We start from the raw sequence: 17,562 nt of genomic DNA on the forward strand, positions 1-17,562 counted from the left end.
GGCATCGGGTAGTACGAAGGGGTACGAGTGAGTAGCACCGGCCGGTAGTACGAACCGTGCCCGGCCGCGCCCGGAGACGGGCGCCGTGCAGCCACGACCCAGACGCCCGCAACCGATCCGCGGCGAGGTGGACCTCATGACCGCACCACTGGAGAAGAACCGGCCCCCCAAGGTCACCGAGCGCGAGGCCCGGCAGGTCGCCGAGGCCGCGCGCGAGCAGGACTGGCGCAAGCCCAGCTTCGCCAAGGAGCTGTTCCTCGGACGGTTCCGGCTCGACCTCATCCACCCCCACCCCCTGCCGTCCGGCGAGGACGCCAGGCGCGGCGAGGAGTTCCTGTCCAAGGTGCGCGCCTTCTGCGAGTCGTCGATCGACGGCGCGCTGATCGAACGGGAGGCCAGGATCCCCGACGAGGTGATCGACGGGCTGCGGGAGCTGGGCGCCCTCGGGATGAAGATCGACCGCAAGTACGGCGGCCTCGGCCTCACCCAGGTCTACTACAACAAGGCGCTCGCCCTGATCGGCTCCGCGAGCCCGGCGATCGGCGCGCTGCTCTCGGCCCACCAGTCCATCGGCGTACCGCAGCCGCTGAAGATCTTCGGCACCCGGGAGCAGAAGGACGAGTTCCTGCCCCGGCTGGCCCGCCACGACATCTCGGCCTTCCTGCTCACCGAGCCGGATGTGGGCTCCGACCCGGCGCGGCTGGCCACCACCGCCGTACCCGAGGGCGACGACTACGTCCTCGACGGGGTGAAGCTGTGGACGACCAACGGCGTCGTCGCCGATCTCCTCGTCGTCATGGCCCGGGTGCCTGAGTCGGAAGGCCACCCCGGCGGGATCACCGCCTTCGTCGTCGAGGCGGCGAGCGACGGCATCACGGTCGAGCACCGCAACGCCTTCATGGGCCTGCGCGGACTGGAGAACGGCGTCACCCGCTTCCACCGCGTCCGGGTGCCCGCGACCCACCGGATCGGGGCCGAGGGCGCCGGTCTGAAGATCGCCCTCACGACCCTCAACACCGGCCGTCTTTCGCTGCCCGCGATGTGCGTCGGCGCGGGCAAGTGGTGTCTGAAGATCGCCCGCGAATGGTCGGCCGTCCGGGAGCAGTGGGGCAGGCCCGTCGCCCGCCACGAGGCCGTCGGCGCGAAGATCTCCTTCATCGCCGCCACCACCTTCGCCCTCGAAGCCGTCGTCGACCTCGCCTCCCAGATGGCCGACGAGGACCGCAACGACATCCGGATCGAGGCCGCGCTCGCCAAGCTCTACGGCTCCGAGATGGCCTGTCTGATCGCCGATGAACTGGTCCAGATCCGCGGCGGCCGGGGCTTCGAGACCGCCGAGTCGCTGGCCGCCCGCGGCGAGCGGGCCGTCGCCGCCGAACAGCTGCTGCGCGATCTGCGGATCAACCGGATCTTCGAGGGCTCCACGGAGATCATGCATCTGCTGATCGCCCGGGAGGCCGTCGACGCCCATCTGAAGGTGGCCGGGGATCTGATCGACCCCGACAAATCCCTCGGCGACAAGGCGCGGGCGGGGGCGCACGCGGGGGCCTTCTACGCCCGCTGGCTGCCCAAGCTGGTCGCGGGTCCCGGCCGGCTCCCCACCTCGTACCAGGAATTCCATCCCTCGGGCCACCGCGACCTCGCGACCCATCTGCGGTACGTGGAACGCGCCTCCCGCAGGCTGGCCCGCGCCACCTTCCTCGGTATGGCCCGCTGGCAGGGCCGGATGGAGACCAAGCAGGGCTTCCTCGGCCGGATCGTCGACATCGGCGCCGAACTGTTCGCGATGAGCGCCGCGTGCGTCCGCGCCGAACTGCTGCGCGGCGAGGGCGACGGGCACGGCAGGGAGGCGTACCAGCTCGCCGACGCCTTCTGCCGGCAGTCCCGGATCCGGGTCGAGGAGCTGTTCGACCGGCTCTGGACCAATACCGACGACATCGACCGCAAGGTCGTCGAGCGGGTGCTCTCGGGGGCGTACACCTGGCTGGAGGAGGGCGTGGTCGACCCCAGCGGCGACGCCCCGTGGATCGCGGACGCCACCCCCGGCCCGTCCCGCCGGGAGAACGTCCACCGACCGATCCCCTGACCCGACCGGTACGACAGCGATACGGGGCCGGTACACGGGAGGTTCGGGCCCGGTACACCGGCGGTACGGGGCCGGTACGACCCCGGTACGGGCCCCGCCGCGCCCGAGGCCGACCCGGGCCTCACCGGTACACAGCGGTTGGCGACACAATGGGGGGATGAGCGACAGCCCATCCCCCCTCGCGGACCCGCACACCGTCTTCGCGCCCGAATCGGGCACCGGCCCCCGGGACCTCGTCGTCCTCGGTGCCACGGGATCCATCGGCACCCAGGCCGTCGATCTCGTCCTGCGCAATCCCGACCGGTTCCGCGTCACCGCGCTCTCCGCGGCGGGCGGCCGGCCCGGACTCCTCGCCGAGCAGGCCAGGCGGCTGCGGGTGAAGGCCGTCGCGGTCTCCCGTGAGGACGCCGTACCGGCCCTGCGCGAGGCGCTCGCCGCCGAGTACGGCGCGGACCGGCGGCCCGAGATCCTCGCCGGGCCCACCGCCGCCGCCCAGCTCGCCGCCTCCGACTGCCACACCGTGCTCAACGGCATCACGGGGTCCATCGGGCTCGCGCCGACCCTGGCCGCGCTGACGGCGGGACGCACCCTCGCCCTCGCCAACAAGGAATCCCTCATCGTCGGCGGACCACTGGTCAAGGAGCTGGCCCGGCCCGGCCAGATCATCCCCGTGGACTCCGAGCACGCCGCGCTCTTCCAGGCGCTGGCCGCCGGGAACCGCGCCGATGTGCGCAAGCTCGTCGTCACCGCCTCCGGCGGCCCCTTCCGGGGCCGTACCCGCGAGGAACTGGCGGCCGTCACCCCCGCCGACGCCCTCGCCCACCCCACCTGGGCCATGGGACCGGTGATCACCGTCAACAGCGCCACCCTGGTCAACAAGGGCCTGGAGGTGATCGAGGCACATCTGCTGTACGACATCCCGTTCGACCGTATCGAGGTCGTCGTCCACCCCCAGTCGTACGTCCACTCCATGGTCGAGTTCACGGACGGCTCCACCCTCGCCCAGGCCACCCCGCCCGATATGCGCGGCCCCATCGCCATCGGCGTCGGCTGGCCCGCGCGGGTCCCGGACGCCGCCCCGGCCTTCGACTGGAGCAAGGCGTCCACCTGGGAGTTCTTCCCCCTCGACACCGAGGCGTTCCCCTCCGTCGGGCTCGCCCGCCATGTCGGTGAGGCGGGCGGCACCGCCCCCGCCGTCTTCAACGCCGCCAACGAGGAGTGCGTCGACGCGTTTCTCGCCGGCCGGCTGCCGTTCAACGGAATCATGGATACGGTCACGGAAGTCGTCACCGAACACGGGACCCCCGGCCGGGGAACCCGGCTCACGGTCGAGGACGTCCTCGAAGCGGAGGGCTGGGCCCGCTCCAGGGCCCGGGAACTGGCGGCGAAGGCCACGGCGGAGGCACGCGCATGACGATGTTGTTGACGGTTCTGGGCATCGTGATGTTCGCCGTCGGCCTGCTGTTCTCCATCGCCTGGCACGAACTCGGCCATCTGTCGACGGCCAAACTCTTCGGCATCCGGGTACCGCAGTACATGGTCGGCTTCGGCCCCACCCTGTGGTCCCGGAAGAAGGGCGAGACGGAGTACGGCATCAAGGCCGTCCCGATGGGCGGCTACATCCGGATGATCGGGATGTTCCCGCCCGGCGCCGACGGCCGGATCGAGGCCCGTTCCACCTCCCCCTGGCGAGGCATGATCGAGGACGCCAGGACCGCCGCCTACGAGGAACTGCGTCCCGGCGACGAGACCCGGCTGTTCTACACGCGCAAGCCGTGGAAGCGCGTGATCGTGATGTTCGCCGGGCCCTTCATGAACCTGATCCTCGCCGTCGCGATCTTCCTCGGGGTCGCGATGGGCTTCGGCTTCTCCACCCAGACGACCCAGGTCGCCGGGGTGCAGAAGTGTGTGATCTCGCAGAGCGCCAACCGTGACACCTGCGCCCCCTCCGACCCCGTCTCGCCCGCCCGGGCCGCCGGGCTGCAGGCCGGGGACACCATCACCGCCTTCAACGGCGAGCCGGTCAAGAACTGGGCCACCCTCTCCGACCGGATCCGCGACACCATCGGGCCGGCCACCATCACCGTCGACCGCGACGGCCGGGAAATCGTCCTGAACGCGACCCTGCGCGAGAACATGGTCGCCAAGAAGGACGCCGACGGGGAGGTCGTCCCCGGCGAGTACATCCCGGCCGGATACCTCGGCTTCGCCGCCAGTACGGAGATCCTCCCGCTCTCCTTCGTCGACTCCGTGGACCGCATGGGCGGCATGATCGAGAACGGGGTGGAGTCGATCATCGCCCTGCCCTCCAAGGTCCCCGACCTGTGGAACGCCGCCTTCGGGGACGCCGAACGGGCCGACGACTCCCCGGTCGGCGTGGTCGGCGCGGCCCGGATCAGCGGTGAGGTGATGACCCTCGACGCACCCGCGCAGAACCTCTTCGCGATGTTCCTGATGCTGCTCGCCGGCTTCAACCTCTCCCTCTTCCTCTTCAATATGCTGCCGCTGCTGCCCCTGGACGGCGGGCATATCGCCGGAGCCCTGTGGGAGTCCCTGCGCCGCAACGTCGCCCGGATCTTCCGCCGGCCCGACCCCGGCCCCTTCGACGTGGCCAAACTGATGCCCGTCGCCTATGTCGTCGCGGGCGTCTTCATCTGCTTCACCCTGCTGGTTCTGGTCGCCGACATCGTCAATCCGGTCAAAATCACCTGATCGGCGGTTGACCACCGAAAACCGGCCACGGCGACCGGGCGTACAGGCGCTCGGTCGCCGTCACCTTCGGGCGGTTCGCGCGCGCGATGTGCTCGGCCCGACACCCGTGCCGTAACCTCGATGGCCTGAGCCCGCCGTACCTCGGGGCCACGTCCACACCATGGGGTTGCACTGCTGATGACCGCGATTTCTCTCGGTATGCCTTCTGTTCCCACCAAGCTCTCCGACCGCCGCGTCAGCCGGAAGATCCAGGTCGGATCGGTTGCCGTGGGCGGTGACGCACCCGTATCGGTCCAGTCCATGACCACCACCAGGACGTCCGACATCGGCGCCACCCTGCAGCAGATCGCGGAGCTGACCGCGTCCGGCTGCCAGATCGTCCGGGTCGCCTGCCCGACCCAGGACGACGCCGACGCGCTCGCCACGATCGCCCGGAAGTCGCAGATCCCGGTCATTGCCGACATCCACTTCCAGCCGAAGTACGTCTTCGCCGCGATCGACGCGGGCTGCGCGGCGGTCCGCGTCAACCCGGGCAACATCAAGCAGTTCGACGACAAGGTCAAGGAGATCGCCCAGGCCGCCGGGGCCACCGGCACCCCGATCCGGATCGGCGTCAACGCCGGATCCCTCGACCGGCGACTGCTCGAGAAGTACGGCAAGGCCACCCCCGAGGCGCTGGTCGAGTCCGCGCTCTGGGAGGCGTCGCTCTTCGAGGAACACGGCTTCGGCGACATCAAGATCTCCGTCAAGCACAACGACCCCGTGATCATGGTCAACGCCTACCGGCAGCTGGCCGCCCAGAGCGACTACCCGCTCCACCTCGGCGTCACCGAGGCCGGACCGGCGTTCCAGGGCACCATCAAGTCCGCCGTCGCCTTCGGCGCCCTGCTGAGCGAGGGCATCGGCGACACCATCCGGGTCTCCCTCTCCGCCCCGCCCGTCGAAGAGGTCAAGGTCGGCATCCAGATCCTCGAAGCCCTCAATCTGCGGCAGCGCCGGCTGGAGATCGTCTCCTGCCCCTCCTGCGGTCGCGCCCAGGTCGACGTCTACAAGCTCGCCGACGAGGTGACCGCCGGACTCGACGGCATGGAGGTACCGCTGCGCGTCGCCGTCATGGGCTGTGTCGTCAACGGCCCCGGCGAGGCCCGCGAGGCCGACCTCGGAGTCGCCTCCGGCAACGGCAAGGGCCAGATCTTCGTCAAGGGCGAGGTCATCAAGACCGTCCCCGAGTCGAAGATCGTGGAGACCCTCATCGAAGAGGCCATGAAGATCGCCGAGCAGATGGAGAAGGACGGCGTGCCCTCGGGCGAGCCGTCGGTGTCGATCGGCGCGTGACGCCGGCCGGGGGCCCCGACCCGGGGCCCTGAGGGGCCCCTGACCGGGGCCTGCGAGGGGCCTGCGAGGCGCCTTCGACCGGGGCCCGAGCCGTACGGGACCGGGGCCACGGCCCCGTACCACGGCAACGGCCCCCGTCGGCGGGCTCCGCAGGCGTCAGTGCCCGCGGGGCCCGTTCGTGCGCTCGGCACCCGGCCCACCCGGCGGGTACAGTGCGGAGATCAGCAGACCGTACGGTGAGGCCCCTTCGTGTTGACGCAGACCACCACCCGGGTCCTCGAGCCCGGCGACCTCGGAGCGGCGCTGGCAGTCCTCGAGAGCGAGCCCGTGGAGAATGCTTTTGTCACCTCCCGGGTCCAGATCGCGGGGCTCGACCCCTGGCGGCTCGGCGGCGAGATGTGGGGCTGGTACACCGAAGGACGGCTCCGCTCCCTCTGCTACTCCGGCGCCAACCTCGTCCCCGTCTGCGCCACCCCCGAAGCCGTCCGCGCCTTCGCCGACCGCGCCCGGCGCACCGGCCGCCGCTGCTCCTCCATCGTCGGCCCCGCCGGACCCACCGCCCAGCTGTGGCGGCTCCTCGAACCCGGCTGGGGCCCCGCCCGCGACATCCGCCCCCGCCAGCCCCTGATGGTGACCGAGAGCCCCGCGGGCGACATCGAGCCCGATCCGTACGTCCGCCGCGTCCGCAAGGACGAGATGGAGGTGATCATGCCCGCCTGCGTGGCCATGTTCACCGAGGAGGTCGGGATCTCCCCGCTCGCCGGCGACGGCGGCCTCCTCTACCAGGCCCGGGTCGCCGAACTGGTCGGCTCGGGCCGCTCCTTCGCCCGCGTCGAGGACGGCCGGGTCGTCTTCAAGGCCGAGATCGGAGCCGCCACCACCCAGGCCTGCCAGATCCAGGGGGTCTGGGTCGATCCCGAGTATCGCGGCCGGGGACTCTCCGAGACCGGGATGGCGGCCGTCCTGCGCTACGCCCTCGCCGACGTCGCCCCCGTCGTCAGCCTGTACGTCAACGACTACAACACCCCCGCCAGGGCCGCCTACCGGCGCGTCGGCTTCCGCGAGGTGGGGGCCTTCATGAGCGTCCTGTTCTGAACGCGCCGCGACGCGTCCTCCGGCGCGGGGCGCGGCCGGGCCCCGCGGCGGCCCGCCGTCCGTGACGGCCGGTTAAGGTGCGCGCATGGCATCAGACCTCGGAGGCGTCCCGCACTTTCCCGTCGTCACCGTCGGACCGGTCGACCTCGCCGCCCGCCTCGACGAGGCCCTCATGGTGCAGTCCCTCGCCTTCGGTCTCACCCACGCGGAGATCGAGGTACGCCGCCCGATCGTCCAGCGCCATCTGCGCCAGCCCGGCGCCCGCGCCCTGGCCGCCCTCACCGACACCGGGCGGCTCGTCGGCTTCGTCTACGGGATGCCCAACAACCGCTCCCACTGGTGGTCCACCGTCGTCGAACCGTATCTGCGCCGCAACGGCGGCGTCGGCTGGCTCGACGACGCGTTCGTGATCACCGAACTCCATGTCCACCCCCGTTTCCAGGGGCGCGGCATCGGCCGCCGGCTCATCACCACGATCACCGACGCCGCCGCCGAACCCCGCTCCATCCTCTCCGCCGTCGACACCGAATCCCCGGCCCGTGAGCTGTACCGGAGCCTCGGCTACCACGACCTCGCGCGCCGCGTCGTCTTCCCGAGCGCGCCCAGTCCGTACGCCGTGATGGGCGCGGTGCTGCCGCTGTCGCGGGGCGACTGATTACCGTCCGCCCCCGCACCCCGGCTAACCTCCTGCACATCACCTTCTTCACGCAGGTCGTTCACGCAGGAGATTTCCATGACAGCCCAGGTCCAGCGCATGTCCCGCCTGATGGTCAAGACACTGCGCGACGACCCGGCCGACGCGGAGACCCTCAGCCATAAACTCCTGGTCCGCGCCGGTTACGTCCGGCGGAACGCGGCCGGGATCTGGTCCTGGCTGCCCCTGGGCAAGACCGTCCTCGACAACATCGCCCGGGTCGTTCGCGAGGAAATGGACGCCGTCGGCGCCCAGGAGGTATCCCTGCCGGCCCTGCTGCCGAGGGAGCCCTACGAGGCCAGTGGCCGCTGGTCCGAGTACGGCGCCGAGCTCTTCCGCCTGAAGGACCGCAAGGGCGGCGACTACCTGCTCGGGCCCACGCACGAGGAGATCTTCACCCTGCTGGTCAAGGACCAGTGCACGTCCTACAAGGACCTGCCGGTGATCCTCTACCAGGTCCAGACGAAGTACCGCGACGAGGCGCGCCCCCGGTCGGGCATCCTGCGCAGCCGCGAGTTCCTGATGAAGGACTCGTACTCCTTCGACACCACCGACGAGGGCCTGGCCGAGTCGTACGCGCTGCACCGCGAGGCGTACATCAAGATCTTCCGGCGGCTCGGTCTCGACCACCGGATCGTCTCCGCCGTCTCCGGCGCCATGGGCGGCTCCGCGTCCGAGGAGTTCCTGGCGCCCGCCGCGGCCGGTGAGGACACCTTCGTCGACTGCCCCGCCTGCGACTACGCCGCCAACACCGAGGCCGTCACCTTCACCGCCCCCGCCGCCGGCTCCGTGGAGCACCCGGGCGTCGAGGAGCTGGACACCCCCGACACCCCGACCATCGAGACCCTCGCCGCGCACCTCGGGGTCCCCGCCGCCGCCACTCTGAAGAACCTCCTCGTCAAGGTCGACGGCGAGATCGTCGCCGTCGGCGTCCCCGGCGACCGCGAGGTCGACCTCGGCAAGCTGTCCGAGCACCTCGCCCCGGCCGAGGTCGAACTCGTCACCGCCGACGACTTCACCGGCCGCCCCGACCTGGTCCGCGGCTACGTCGGCCCGCAGGGCCTCGACAAGGTCCGCTACCTCGCCGACCCGCGCGTCGCCGCTGGCACCGCGTGGATCACCGGCGCCAACAAGCAGGGCTTCCACGCCCGCAACGTCGTCGCCGGCCGCGACTTCGAGATCGACGAGTACGTGGACGTGGTCGTCGTCGAGGACGGCGACCCCTGCCCCAAGTGCGGTACCGGCCTCAAGCTGGACCGCGCCATCGAGATCGGGCACATCTTCCAGCTCGGCCGCAAGTACGCCGACGCCTTCCAGCTCGACGTCCTCGGCCGCAACGGCAAGCCGGAGCGGGTCACCATGGGCTCGTACGGCATCGGGGTCTCCCGCGCCGTGGCCGCCCTCGCCGAGCAGACCGCCGACGAGCAGGGCCTGTGCTGGCCCGCCGAGATCGCCCCCGCCGACGTCCACGTGGTGGCCGCGGGCAAGGCCGCGCAGATCGAGTTCGCCCTCGCTGCGGCCGACCAGCTCGCGGCGGCGGGCCTGCGGGTCCTCGTCGACGAGCGCGCCGGGGTCTCGCCGGGCGTCAAGTTCACCGACGCGGAGCTGATCGGGGTCCCGAAGATCCTGGTCGCGGGGCGGCGCGTGGGCGAGGGTGTCGTGGAACTGAAGGACCGCCGCACGGGGGAGCGGGAGGAGCTGCCGCTCGCGGAGGCGATCGCCCGCCTGACCGCCTGACCGCCTCCCGCTGGGGGGCCAGGGGGTTTCGGGCGCGGGGGCTTGGTGTTTCTTGTCGGCTGGGCGTTGCTCCAGGACCCTGCGGGTTGCCTGTGCGGCGCGGGTAGGTCGGGCGACTCCGGGGTCACCTCCTCGCCGTCGGCGGAACTCGGGGCCTTGGCGGCGCTGACCGCTGCATCCCGCCGACGGCTGCGGGGGCCACCCCGGATCCACCCTCCGCACGACGACGGACATGACCGGCGAGCCCGAGATCTTTTAGGGGCCCGGTCCGCCGGAGATGTCTTGAGCAAGCCCCGCCCGGAGGGCGATGCCTCTGCGGGGGCGATCACATGGGCATCCAGGGGCGCGAGGAACTGCGCGACAAGCCCACCACCGGGCCGCGGGCCGAAAACTAGATGAGGGCGCCGGACGCGTCCGGTCCTGGCCCCGGCCACGGGTGGCCAAGGCGGGGGGTCGGGCGCCCGGCTGGGGCTACAGCCAGGAGGCGAACTCCAGGAGGGGTTCCGCCGAGTGCGGGCGGGCGGCGTCGAGGGCGTAGACCGCCGATGCGACCGCGCGGAACAGCGTCCAGCCCCGTACCCGCTCCGGGTCGACGTCCAGGGAGTCCGCGAGCCGGGCCACCCGCCGTCGTCCGGTCGTCGCGCCCGCGGAGACCGCGACCAGGTCCTCCACGCGGTCCCGGGCGAGCCGCGCCAGGTCGTAGGCGCGCTCGCCCACCAGCGGCGCCGGCCCGACCGCCAGCCACGGCGTCCGGTCGCCCGCCAGGACCTTGCCCTGGTGGAAGCAGCCGTGCAGCAGATAAGCCTCGTCCGGGGCGTCCGCCAGCAGCCCGTCCCGTACCTCCAGCGCCGCCGCGGCGAGCGGTGCCACGACATCACCGTCAGCGCCCGCCCGCAGCCGTGCGGCCGCCGCGGCCGTACGGTCCGCGACGGAGCCGTAGCCGTGGTCCGCGGGCGGTTCGACCCAGAGCCTGCGGAGCGTGCCCGCCGCCTCCAGGACGGCCTTCGCCTCGGGCAGGGACCGTACGGACACCTCGGGGTGGAGCCGCTCCAGCAGCAGACCGGCCCCGGGCCCGTCCACCGGGCCCAGCGCGCGGACCGCGCCGAAACCGTCCCAGCGCTCCAGCGCCGCCAGCTCCAGGGCGGGCCCGGCCGACGGCGGTGCCAGTTTCAGCGCGGCCGGGGTGCCGTCGGGGAGGCGTACGAGGACGACGAGGCTGCCGCGGCCCCCGGGTGCCACCACCCGCTCCACCTCCAGGCCCCGCCGGTCGACCGCCGCAGCCAGGAGCTTCGGCAACTCGTCGAGCCAGGGCCCGTCCTCCCGCGCGCGGCCGTCCTCGGCGAGCGCCCGCACCAGACGCCGGGGCGCTTCGAAATCCATGCCTACGCGACTTCCTCTCACTGGTCGGCCGGTCGGCCGGTCGTCGCCGACCGCTCGGCGAGCCCAGGAAAGGCTACGCCGGTGCCCCGCCAGCGGACGGACCGCACCGCCGCCTCCCGCAGCGCCGCCGCGGCTTCCGTACGCTGCGGCCCCCGCGCGGCCCGGACGAGATCGGAGCAGGCGCCCGCGACCCGGTCCTCCAGATGCGCGGCGAGCCGGACAGCCGCCGCCGCGTCCGGTACGGGGAACGGGAGCGCGTAACCCGGCGCGGCGGCGAGGGGGGCCGCGCCCAGGTCGCGTACCGCCCGGATCAGGACGTCCCGGCGGGCCCGGTGGGCGGTGAACGCCTCCCGCGCCTCGGCCCGCCGGCCCGCGGCGACGCGGGCGCCGACGACCCCGTAGCCGTACACGGCCGCGTGCTCGGCGGAGAGCGCCGCCTGGAGGGCGGTCAGCGGCTCCCGGCCGCCCCCGCTCATCGGCCCGTCCCCGGGTCGCCTGTGGGCCGGGAGAGTAGATAGGCGTGGGCCGCGCCGGCCGCGGCGACGGAGGCCAGCAGCCGGGCCAGCTCGGGGCCCGCGCCCTCCAGGGCTGCGGTGTACGCGGCGGAGGACCGGCGTTCCGCGGCGGCCAGCTCCGCCAGCGCCCGCGCGGGGTCGGCCGGGACCGCGGGCGCGGTCCCGGCGGCGCCGGGCGCGGCGCCGCCGAGGGCCGTGACGTGGGCCGCCGTCGCGGTCCTGAGGTCCGTGAGCCGGGCCGCCAGCGCCGGATGCGCGGCGAGCACCGCGTCGTAGCGGTCCCGCAGGACCCCGCCGGACGAGGCCAACCGTTTCCGCAGCCGTGCGTCCGGCGCGTTCGCCTGTTCGCGCGCCCCCTGCGCACCTCGCGCCCGGTCGCGCCCGCCGGTCTCCGACGGCTCACCCGAACAGCCGGTGAGCGCCCCTGTCGCCACCGCACCCGCTGCCGCGCCCGTCACAGCGAGCGCACGCCGTCTCGTCGTACCCGGGGGTCTCACGCGTCTCTCCCTCGTTCGGCGGGCGGCTTCGTCATGATCATCGCCGCAGGCGAGCGTACCCGCGGCGGCCCCCGCGATGGACGGCAACACCCTTCCGGACCGGATACCCTTTGATCTGACACGCGACCATCCGTGACGGCACCCGACACGGACGCGACGGACCCACAACAGCACACGCGGCCGAGGAGTCACCCGGATGAGCACCACCCAGAGCGAGAGGCTGCGCGGGCTGCTGGAACCGCTCGTCAGCGCCGCGGGACTGGATCTGGAAGGGATCGAGGTATCCCGTGCGGGCCGCCGCCGCCAGCTGGTGATCGTCGTGGACTCCGACGAGGGCCTCACCCTCGACGCCTGTGCCGAGCTGAGCCGTGAGATCTCCGTCCGGCTCGACGAGTCCGATGTGATGGGCGACGAGGAGTACACCCTCGAAGTGGGCTCCCCCGGTGCCGACCGCCCCCTGACCCAGCTCCGCCACTACGTCCGCGCCACCGGCCGGCTGGTGAGGTTCCGGCTGCACGACGGCGGCGACCTCGCCGCCCGGGTGCTCGTCGTCGACGAGGAGGGGCTGGACACGGAGGTCCCCGGGGTGAAGGGGCGCAAGCCGACCGCCCGCCGGATCGCCTTCGGCGAGATCGAGAAGGCGCGTGTCGAGATCGAGTTCAACCGCAAGGACAAGAAGGAAGAGGAGGCGTAGCCGTGGACATCGACGTAAAACTCCTGAAGGGCTTGGCACAGGAGAAGGAGATTCCGTTCGACCTGCTGGTCGAGGCGATCGAGTCGGCCCTCCTCATCGCGTACCACCGCACTCCGGACAGCCGCCGGCACGCCCGGGTGGTGCTCAGCCGCGACACCGGCCATGTGACCGTCTGGGCCAAGGAGGACCCGTCGGACGTGCCGGAGGGGCAGGAGCCCAAGGACTTCGACGACACCCCCACCGACTTCGGCCGGATCGCCGCCACCACCGCCCGCCAGGTCATCCAGCAGCGGCTGCGGGACGCCGAGAACGACGTCACGTTCGGCGAGTACGCCCGCCGTGAGGGCGATATCGTCTCCGGCCAGGTGCAGCAGGGCAAGGACCCGAAGAACGTCCTGGTCAAGCTGGACGACAAGCTGGAGGCCATCCTGCCGGTGCAGGAGCAGGTCCCCGGCGAGCAGTACACCCACGGACTGCGGCTGCGCACCTATGTCGTCCGGGTGGCCAAGGGGGTACGGGGTCCCTCCGTCACCCTGTCGCGTACCCACCCCAATCTGGTGAAGAAGCTCTTCGCGCTGGAGGTCCCGGAGATCGCGGACGGCAGTGTGGAGATCTCCGCGATCGCCCGGGAAGCCGGTCATCGCACCAAGATCGCGGTCCGCTCGGTCCGGCCGGGGCTGAACGCCAAGGGCGCCTGCATCGGCCCGATGGGCGGCCGGGTGCGCAATGTGATGGCCGAACTGCTCGGCGAGAAGATCGACATCGTCGACTGGTCGGACGACCCGGCCGAGATGGTGGCGAACGCGCTCTCCCCGGCCCGGGTCAGCAAGGTGGAGATCGTGGACCTGGGCGCGCGCTCGGCGCGGGTCACCGTCCCCGACTACCAGCTGTCCCTGGCCATCGGCAAGGAGGGCCAGAACGCCCGCCTCGCCGCCCGGCTCACCGGCTGGCGGATCGACATCCGTCCCGACACCGAGCAGACCGGCGACGCGTCCGGGGAGCCGAACGCCCGCTGACCCGGCGCGCGCGCCGCGTGCGCCGGGCGCGTTCACCGGGTCGCACGGCCACCCGTCGTAGCCGATCAAGACAGATGAGTGTTCGATTTTTGCCCCAAAGGGGTGAGGTCGCTACGGGGAGGTAGACTTAGCCGTGTCTGGCCGGACGCGTGACGGCGTATGCCCAGAGCGCACGTGTGTGGGTTGCCGCAAGCGGGCGGCCAAAAGTGATCTGCTGCGCATCGTGAGGATCGGGGACGAATGCGTCCCCGATGATCGCGGTACGCTGCCCGGCCGGGGTGCGTACGTACACCCCGCTGTGGTCTGTCTCGATCTGGCGGTACGACGCCGGGCGTTCCTCCGGGCCTTCCGGGTCGGGGGACCGCTCGACACGGCCGGACTGCGCCTTCGCGTATCGGAGACGGAACGGGCGGCGGAGCAGGATGTGTAAGAAGAAGTACGGCACGGGACCCCGTGCGGTCAGGTACCTCGCGAGTCGGAAGTAGGTCGAGATTGCGATGAGCACTCGATGAGTACGCGATGAGTACGCCCATGAAGTAGCGACGGTCCGGCGGTAACCGGACCTAAAAGGAGCGAAGTGGCTAAGGTCCGGGTATACGAACTCGCCAAGGAGTTCGGAGTTGAGAGCAAGGTCGTCATGGCCAAGCTCCAGGAACTCGGTGAATTCGTCCGTTCGGCGTCCTCGACGATCGAGGCGCCGGTTGTGCGCAAGTTGACTGACGCGTTGCAGGGGTCCGGCTCGGGTGCCGGTAAGACCGCTGCGAAGCCCGGCGCGCCCCGCAAGGCCGCGCCCACCCCCGCCGCGCCCCGTCCGGGCGGCCCCACCCCCGGCGCGCCCTCGCAGGCCGCGCCCCGTCCGGGTGCCCCCAAGCCCGGCGCCCCGGCCCCCAAGCCGGCCGCCGCCGAGGCCCCCGACACCACCGCGTCTCCGGCCGCCCCGGCGGCCCCGGGCCCGCGCCCGGGACCGAAGCCCGCGGCCCGGCCGGTCGCGCCCGTCCCCGCGGCGGAGTTCTCCGCCCCGGCCCCGGCGCAGCCGTCCGCGCAGCCCGCCCCGTCGGGTCAGCCCGTTCCGTCCGGCCAGTCCGGTCCGCGGCCGGGAGCTCCCGGCCCGCGTCCCGGCGCCCGCCCCGGCCAGTCCGGCGGTCAGCGTGACGGCGGACGCGACGGTGGACGTGACGGCGGACGCGGCGGCGACCGCCCCGGACGTCCCGCGTCCGGCCAGGGCGCCCCGCGCCCCGGCGGCAGCCGTCCGGCCGGTCCCCGTCCGGGCAACAACCCCTTCACCTCCGGCGGCTCCACCGGAATGGCGCGCCCGCAGGCGCCCCGTCCCGGCGGCGCCCGTCCCGGCGGTGCCCCCGCGCCCGGTGGCGCTCCCCGCCCGCAGGGCGGCCCCGGCGGCGCCCCGCGTCCGCAGGGCCAGGGCGGTGCCCGTCCCACGCCCGGCGCGATGCCGCGTCCGCAGGCTCCCCGCCCCGGCGGCGGTCCCGCGGGCAACCGCCCGAACCCGGGCATGATGCCGCAGCGTCCGGCCGCGGGCCCCCGTCCGGGTCCCGGCGGCGGTGGCGGTCGTCCCGGCGGTCCCGGCGGCGGTCGTCCCGGCGGTGCCGGTGCTGGTCGTCCCGGTGGCGGTGGCGGCGGCTTCGCCGGCCGTCCCGGCGGTGGCGGTGGCGGCGGTCGTCCCGGTGGCGGCGGCGGCTTCGCCGGTCGTCCCGGCGGCGGTGGCCCCGGCGGCGGTGGCGGCGGCTTCGGCGGTCGTCCCGGCTTCGGTGGCCGTCCCGGCGGCCCCGGTGGCCGTGGTGGCACACAGGGCGCCTTCGGCCGTCCCGGCGGCCCGGCTCGCCGTGGCCGCAAGTCGAAGCGGCAGAGGCGCCAGGAGTACGAGGCCATGCAGGCCCCGTCGGTCGGCGGCGTGATGCTGCCCCGCGGCGGCGGCGAGACCATTCGCCTGTCGCGCGGTGCGTCCCTCACCGACTTCGCGGAGAAGATCAACGCCAACCCGGCGTCCCTGGTCGCGGTCATGATGAACCTCGGCGAGATGGTCACGGCCACGCAGTCGGTCTCCGACGAGACCCTCCAGCTCCTCGGCGGCGAGATGAACTACACGGTTCAGATCGTCAGCCCGGAGGAGGAGGACCGCGAGCTGCTGGAGTCCTTCGACATCGAGTTCGGCGAGGACGAGGGCGGCGAGGAGTCCCTGGTCTCCCGTCCGCCGGTCGTCACCGTCATGGGTCACGTCGACCACGGAAAGACCCGACTGCTCGACGCGATCCGCAAGACCAACGTGGTCGCGGGCGAGGCCGGTGGCATCACCCAGCACATCGGTGCCTACCAGGTCGCGACCGAGGTCAACGGCGAGGACCGCAGGATCACCTTCATCGACACCCCGGGTCACGAGGCGTTCACCGCCATGCGTGCCCGTGGTGCCAAGTCGACCGACATCGCGATCCTCGTGGTGGCGGCCAACGACGGTGTGATGCCCCAGACGATCGAGGCGCTCAACCACGCCAAGGCGGCCGATGTGCCGATCGTGGTCGCGGTGAACAAGATCGACGTCGAGGGCGCCGACCCGACCAAGGTGCGCGGTCAGCTCACCGAGTTCGGTCTGGTGGCCGAGGAGTACGGCGGCGACACCATGTTCGTCGACATCTCCGCCAAGCAGGGCCTCCACATCGAGGAGCTGCTGGAGGCCGTCGTCCTCACCGCCGACGCGTCCCTCGACCTCCGGGCCAACCCGGACCAGGACGCGCAGGGCATCGCGATCGAGTCGCACCTCGACCGCGGTCGCGGCGCCGTCTCGACCGTCCTGGTCCAGCGCGGAACGCTCCGTATCGGCGACACGATGGTCGTGGGCGACGCCTACGGCCGGGTGCGCGCCATGCTCGACGACAAGGGCGAGAACGTGGCGGAGGCCGGTCCTTCGACCCCGGTCCTCGTCCTCGGCCTCACCAACGTCCCGGGCGCGGGCGACAACTTCCTCGTCGTCGACGAGGACCGCACCGCCCGCCAGATCGCCGAGAAGCGCGCCGCCCGTGAGCGCAACGCCGCGTTCGCCAAGCGGGTACGCCGCGTGTCGCTGGAGGACCTCGACAAGGTCCTCAAGGCGGGCGAGATCCAGCAGCTCAACCTGATCATCAAGGGCGACGCGTCCGGATCGGTGGAGGCGCTGGAGTCGTCGCTGCTCCAGCTGGACGTCGGCGAGGAAGTCGACATCCGGGTGCTGCACCGCGGTGTCGGTGCCGTGACCGAGTCGGACATCGACCTGGCCATGGGCTCCGACGCGATCGTCATCGGCTTCAACGTCCGCGCGGCCGGCCGGGCCTCGCAGATGGCCGAGCGCGAGGGCGTCGACGTCCGGTACTACTCGGTGATCTACCAGGCCATCGAGGAGATCGAGGCGGCCCTCAAGGGCATGCTCAAGCCGGAGTACGAAGAGGTCGAGCTGGGCACGGCGGAGATCCGCGAGGTCTTCCGCTCGTCCAAGCTGGGCAACATCGCGGGTGTTCTCATCCGCTCCGGCGAGGTCAAGCGGAACACCAAGGCCCGTCTCATCCGCGACGGCAAGGTGGTCGCCGAGAACCTCAACATCGAGGGTCTGCGCCGCTTCAAGGACGACGTCACCGAGATCCGCGAAGGCTTCGAGGGCGGTATCAACCTCGGCAACTTCAACGACATCAAGATCGACGACGTCATCGCGACGTACGAGATGCGCGAGAAGCCGCGCGGCTGATGCCGTGCGGTCGGCCGGGGCCGGTCGACGGAAGTATATTTACGGCGGGGGGGCCCCGGCCCGGCGGGGTAGGG

General features: G+C 72.3%; 14 protein-coding genes. 11 read left to right on the forward strand and 3 right to left on the reverse strand.

From position 1 onward, the window contains the following. Positions 1–136: 136 nt before the first annotated feature. The 7 genes from ACFXG1_RS18770 (at position 137) to ACFXG1_RS18800 (ending at position 9,659) form a co-directional block, all read left to right on the forward strand. Positions 137–2,086, forward strand: coding sequence for an acyl-CoA dehydrogenase family protein (locus ACFXG1_RS18770; RefSeq protein ID WP_384712801.1), 1,950 nt, complete (start codon positions 137–139; stop codon positions 2,084–2,086). 157 nt (positions 2,087–2,243) lie between these two features. Beyond that, a complete protein-coding gene (dxr, locus tag ACFXG1_RS18775; RefSeq protein WP_384712804.1) occupies positions 2,244–3,500 on the forward strand; it encodes a 1-deoxy-D-xylulose-5-phosphate reductoisomerase in 1,257 nt (418 codons plus the stop codon). Next, positions 3,497–4,798: a M50 family metallopeptidase gene (locus tag ACFXG1_RS18780; protein ID WP_384712807.1), complete on the forward strand. Its 1,302-nt coding sequence runs from the start codon at positions 3,497–3,499 to the stop codon at positions 4,796–4,798. The genes dxr and ACFXG1_RS18780 overlap by 4 nt, the downstream gene beginning before the upstream one ends. 177 nt (positions 4,799–4,975) lie before the next feature. Then, the gene (ispG, locus tag ACFXG1_RS18785; protein ID WP_384712810.1) at positions 4,976–6,133 is read left to right on the forward strand and encodes a flavodoxin-dependent (E)-4-hydroxy-3-methylbut-2-enyl-diphosphate synthase; all 1,158 of its coding nucleotides are present in this window, start codon (positions 4,976–4,978) and stop codon (positions 6,131–6,133) included. Positions 6,134–6,382: 249 nt separating this feature from the next. Then, positions 6,383–7,228, forward strand: a complete 846-nt coding sequence (locus tag ACFXG1_RS18790) for a GNAT family N-acetyltransferase (RefSeq protein WP_384712813.1) — start codon at positions 6,383–6,385, stop codon at positions 7,226–7,228. 85 nt (positions 7,229–7,313) lie between these two features. After that, positions 7,314–7,883, forward strand: coding sequence for a GNAT family N-acetyltransferase (locus tag ACFXG1_RS18795; protein WP_384712816.1), 570 nt, complete (start codon positions 7,314–7,316; stop codon positions 7,881–7,883). Between the two features lie 78 nt (positions 7,884–7,961). After that, the gene (locus ACFXG1_RS18800; protein WP_384743666.1) at positions 7,962–9,659 is read left to right on the forward strand and encodes a proline--tRNA ligase; all 1,698 of its coding nucleotides are present in this window, start codon (positions 7,962–7,964) and stop codon (positions 9,657–9,659) included. Between the two features lie 471 nt (positions 9,660–10,130). On the opposite strand, the gene ACFXG1_RS18805 is transcribed toward ACFXG1_RS18800, so the two are convergent. The 3 genes from ACFXG1_RS18805 to ACFXG1_RS18815 are packed head-to-tail and all read right to left on the reverse strand — an operon-like array spanning position 10,131 to position 11,988. Beyond that, positions 10,131–11,039, reverse strand: a complete 909-nt coding sequence (locus ACFXG1_RS18805; RefSeq protein ID WP_384743669.1) for an aminoglycoside phosphotransferase family protein — start codon at positions 11,037–11,039, stop codon at positions 10,131–10,133. Between the two features lie 17 nt (positions 11,040–11,056). Next, the gene (locus ACFXG1_RS18810) at positions 11,057–11,515 is read right to left on the reverse strand and encodes a ferritin-like domain-containing protein (RefSeq protein ID WP_384717869.1); all 459 of its coding nucleotides are present in this window, start codon (positions 11,513–11,515) and stop codon (positions 11,057–11,059) included. Continuing rightward, a complete protein-coding gene (locus ACFXG1_RS18815) occupies positions 11,512–11,988 on the reverse strand; it encodes a hypothetical protein (RefSeq protein WP_384743672.1) in 477 nt (158 codons plus the stop codon). Before ACFXG1_RS18815 ends, ACFXG1_RS18810 begins: the two co-directional genes overlap by 4 nt. A 259-nt stretch (positions 11,989–12,247) precedes the next feature. On the opposite strand from ACFXG1_RS18815, the gene rimP reads away from it, so the two are divergent. From rimP to infB, 4 genes are all read left to right on the forward strand, one after another. Next, on the forward strand, positions 12,248–12,745 hold the full coding sequence (rimP, locus tag ACFXG1_RS18820) for a ribosome maturation factor RimP (protein WP_384717872.1): 498 nt from the start codon (positions 12,248–12,250) through the stop codon (positions 12,743–12,745). A gap of 2 nt (positions 12,746–12,747) precedes the next feature. Then, complete coding sequence (nusA, locus tag ACFXG1_RS18825; RefSeq protein ID WP_384717874.1) at positions 12,748–13,761, forward strand: transcription termination factor NusA; 1,014 nt, start codon at positions 12,748–12,750, stop codon at positions 13,759–13,761. Between the two features lie 133 nt (positions 13,762–13,894). Further along, positions 13,895–14,191 carry a YlxR family protein gene (locus tag ACFXG1_RS18830; protein ID WP_384717876.1) on the forward strand — a complete coding sequence of 99 codons (297 nt, stop codon included), beginning with the start codon at positions 13,895–13,897 and terminating at the stop codon, positions 14,189–14,191. A 147-nt stretch (positions 14,192–14,338) separates the two neighbouring features. After that, positions 14,339–17,488, forward strand: a complete 3,150-nt coding sequence (gene infB / locus ACFXG1_RS18835) for a translation initiation factor IF-2 (RefSeq protein WP_384743676.1) — start codon at positions 14,339–14,341, stop codon at positions 17,486–17,488. Positions 17,489–17,562: the final 74 nt, after the last annotated feature.

Source organism: Streptomyces sp. NPDC059248 (genome assembly GCF_042753905.1).
In the GTDB taxonomy this organism is placed as follows: domain Bacteria; phylum Actinomycetota; class Actinomycetes; order Streptomycetales; family Streptomycetaceae; genus Streptomyces.

Bases quoted from the DNA above. Each gene is read 5' to 3' on its own strand.
- ACFXG1_RS18770 (WP_384712801.1), top strand. From the start codon at position 137: ATGACCGCACCACTGGAGAAGAACCGGCCCCCCAAGGTCACCGAGCGC.
- dxr (WP_384712804.1), top strand. From the start codon at position 2,244: ATGAGCGACAGCCCATCCCCCCTCGCGGACCCGCACACCGTCTTCGCG.
- ACFXG1_RS18780 (WP_384712807.1), top strand. From the start codon at position 3,497: ATGACGATGTTGTTGACGGTTCTGGGCATCGTGATGTTCGCCGTCGGC.
- ispG (WP_384712810.1), top strand. From the start codon at position 4,976: ATGACCGCGATTTCTCTCGGTATGCCTTCTGTTCCCACCAAGCTCTCC.
- ACFXG1_RS18795 (WP_384712816.1), top strand. From the start codon at position 7,314: ATGGCATCAGACCTCGGAGGCGTCCCGCACTTTCCCGTCGTCACCGTC.
- ACFXG1_RS18800 (WP_384743666.1), top strand. From the start codon at position 7,962: ATGACAGCCCAGGTCCAGCGCATGTCCCGCCTGATGGTCAAGACACTG.
- ACFXG1_RS18805 (WP_384743669.1), bottom strand. From the start codon at position 11,039: ATGGATTTCGAAGCGCCCCGGCGTCTGGTGCGGGCGCTCGCCGAGGAC.
- ACFXG1_RS18810 (WP_384717869.1), bottom strand. From the start codon at position 11,515: ATGAGCGGGGGCGGCCGGGAGCCGCTGACCGCCCTCCAGGCGGCGCTC.
- rimP (WP_384717872.1), top strand. From the start codon at position 12,248: ATGAGCACCACCCAGAGCGAGAGGCTGCGCGGGCTGCTGGAACCGCTC.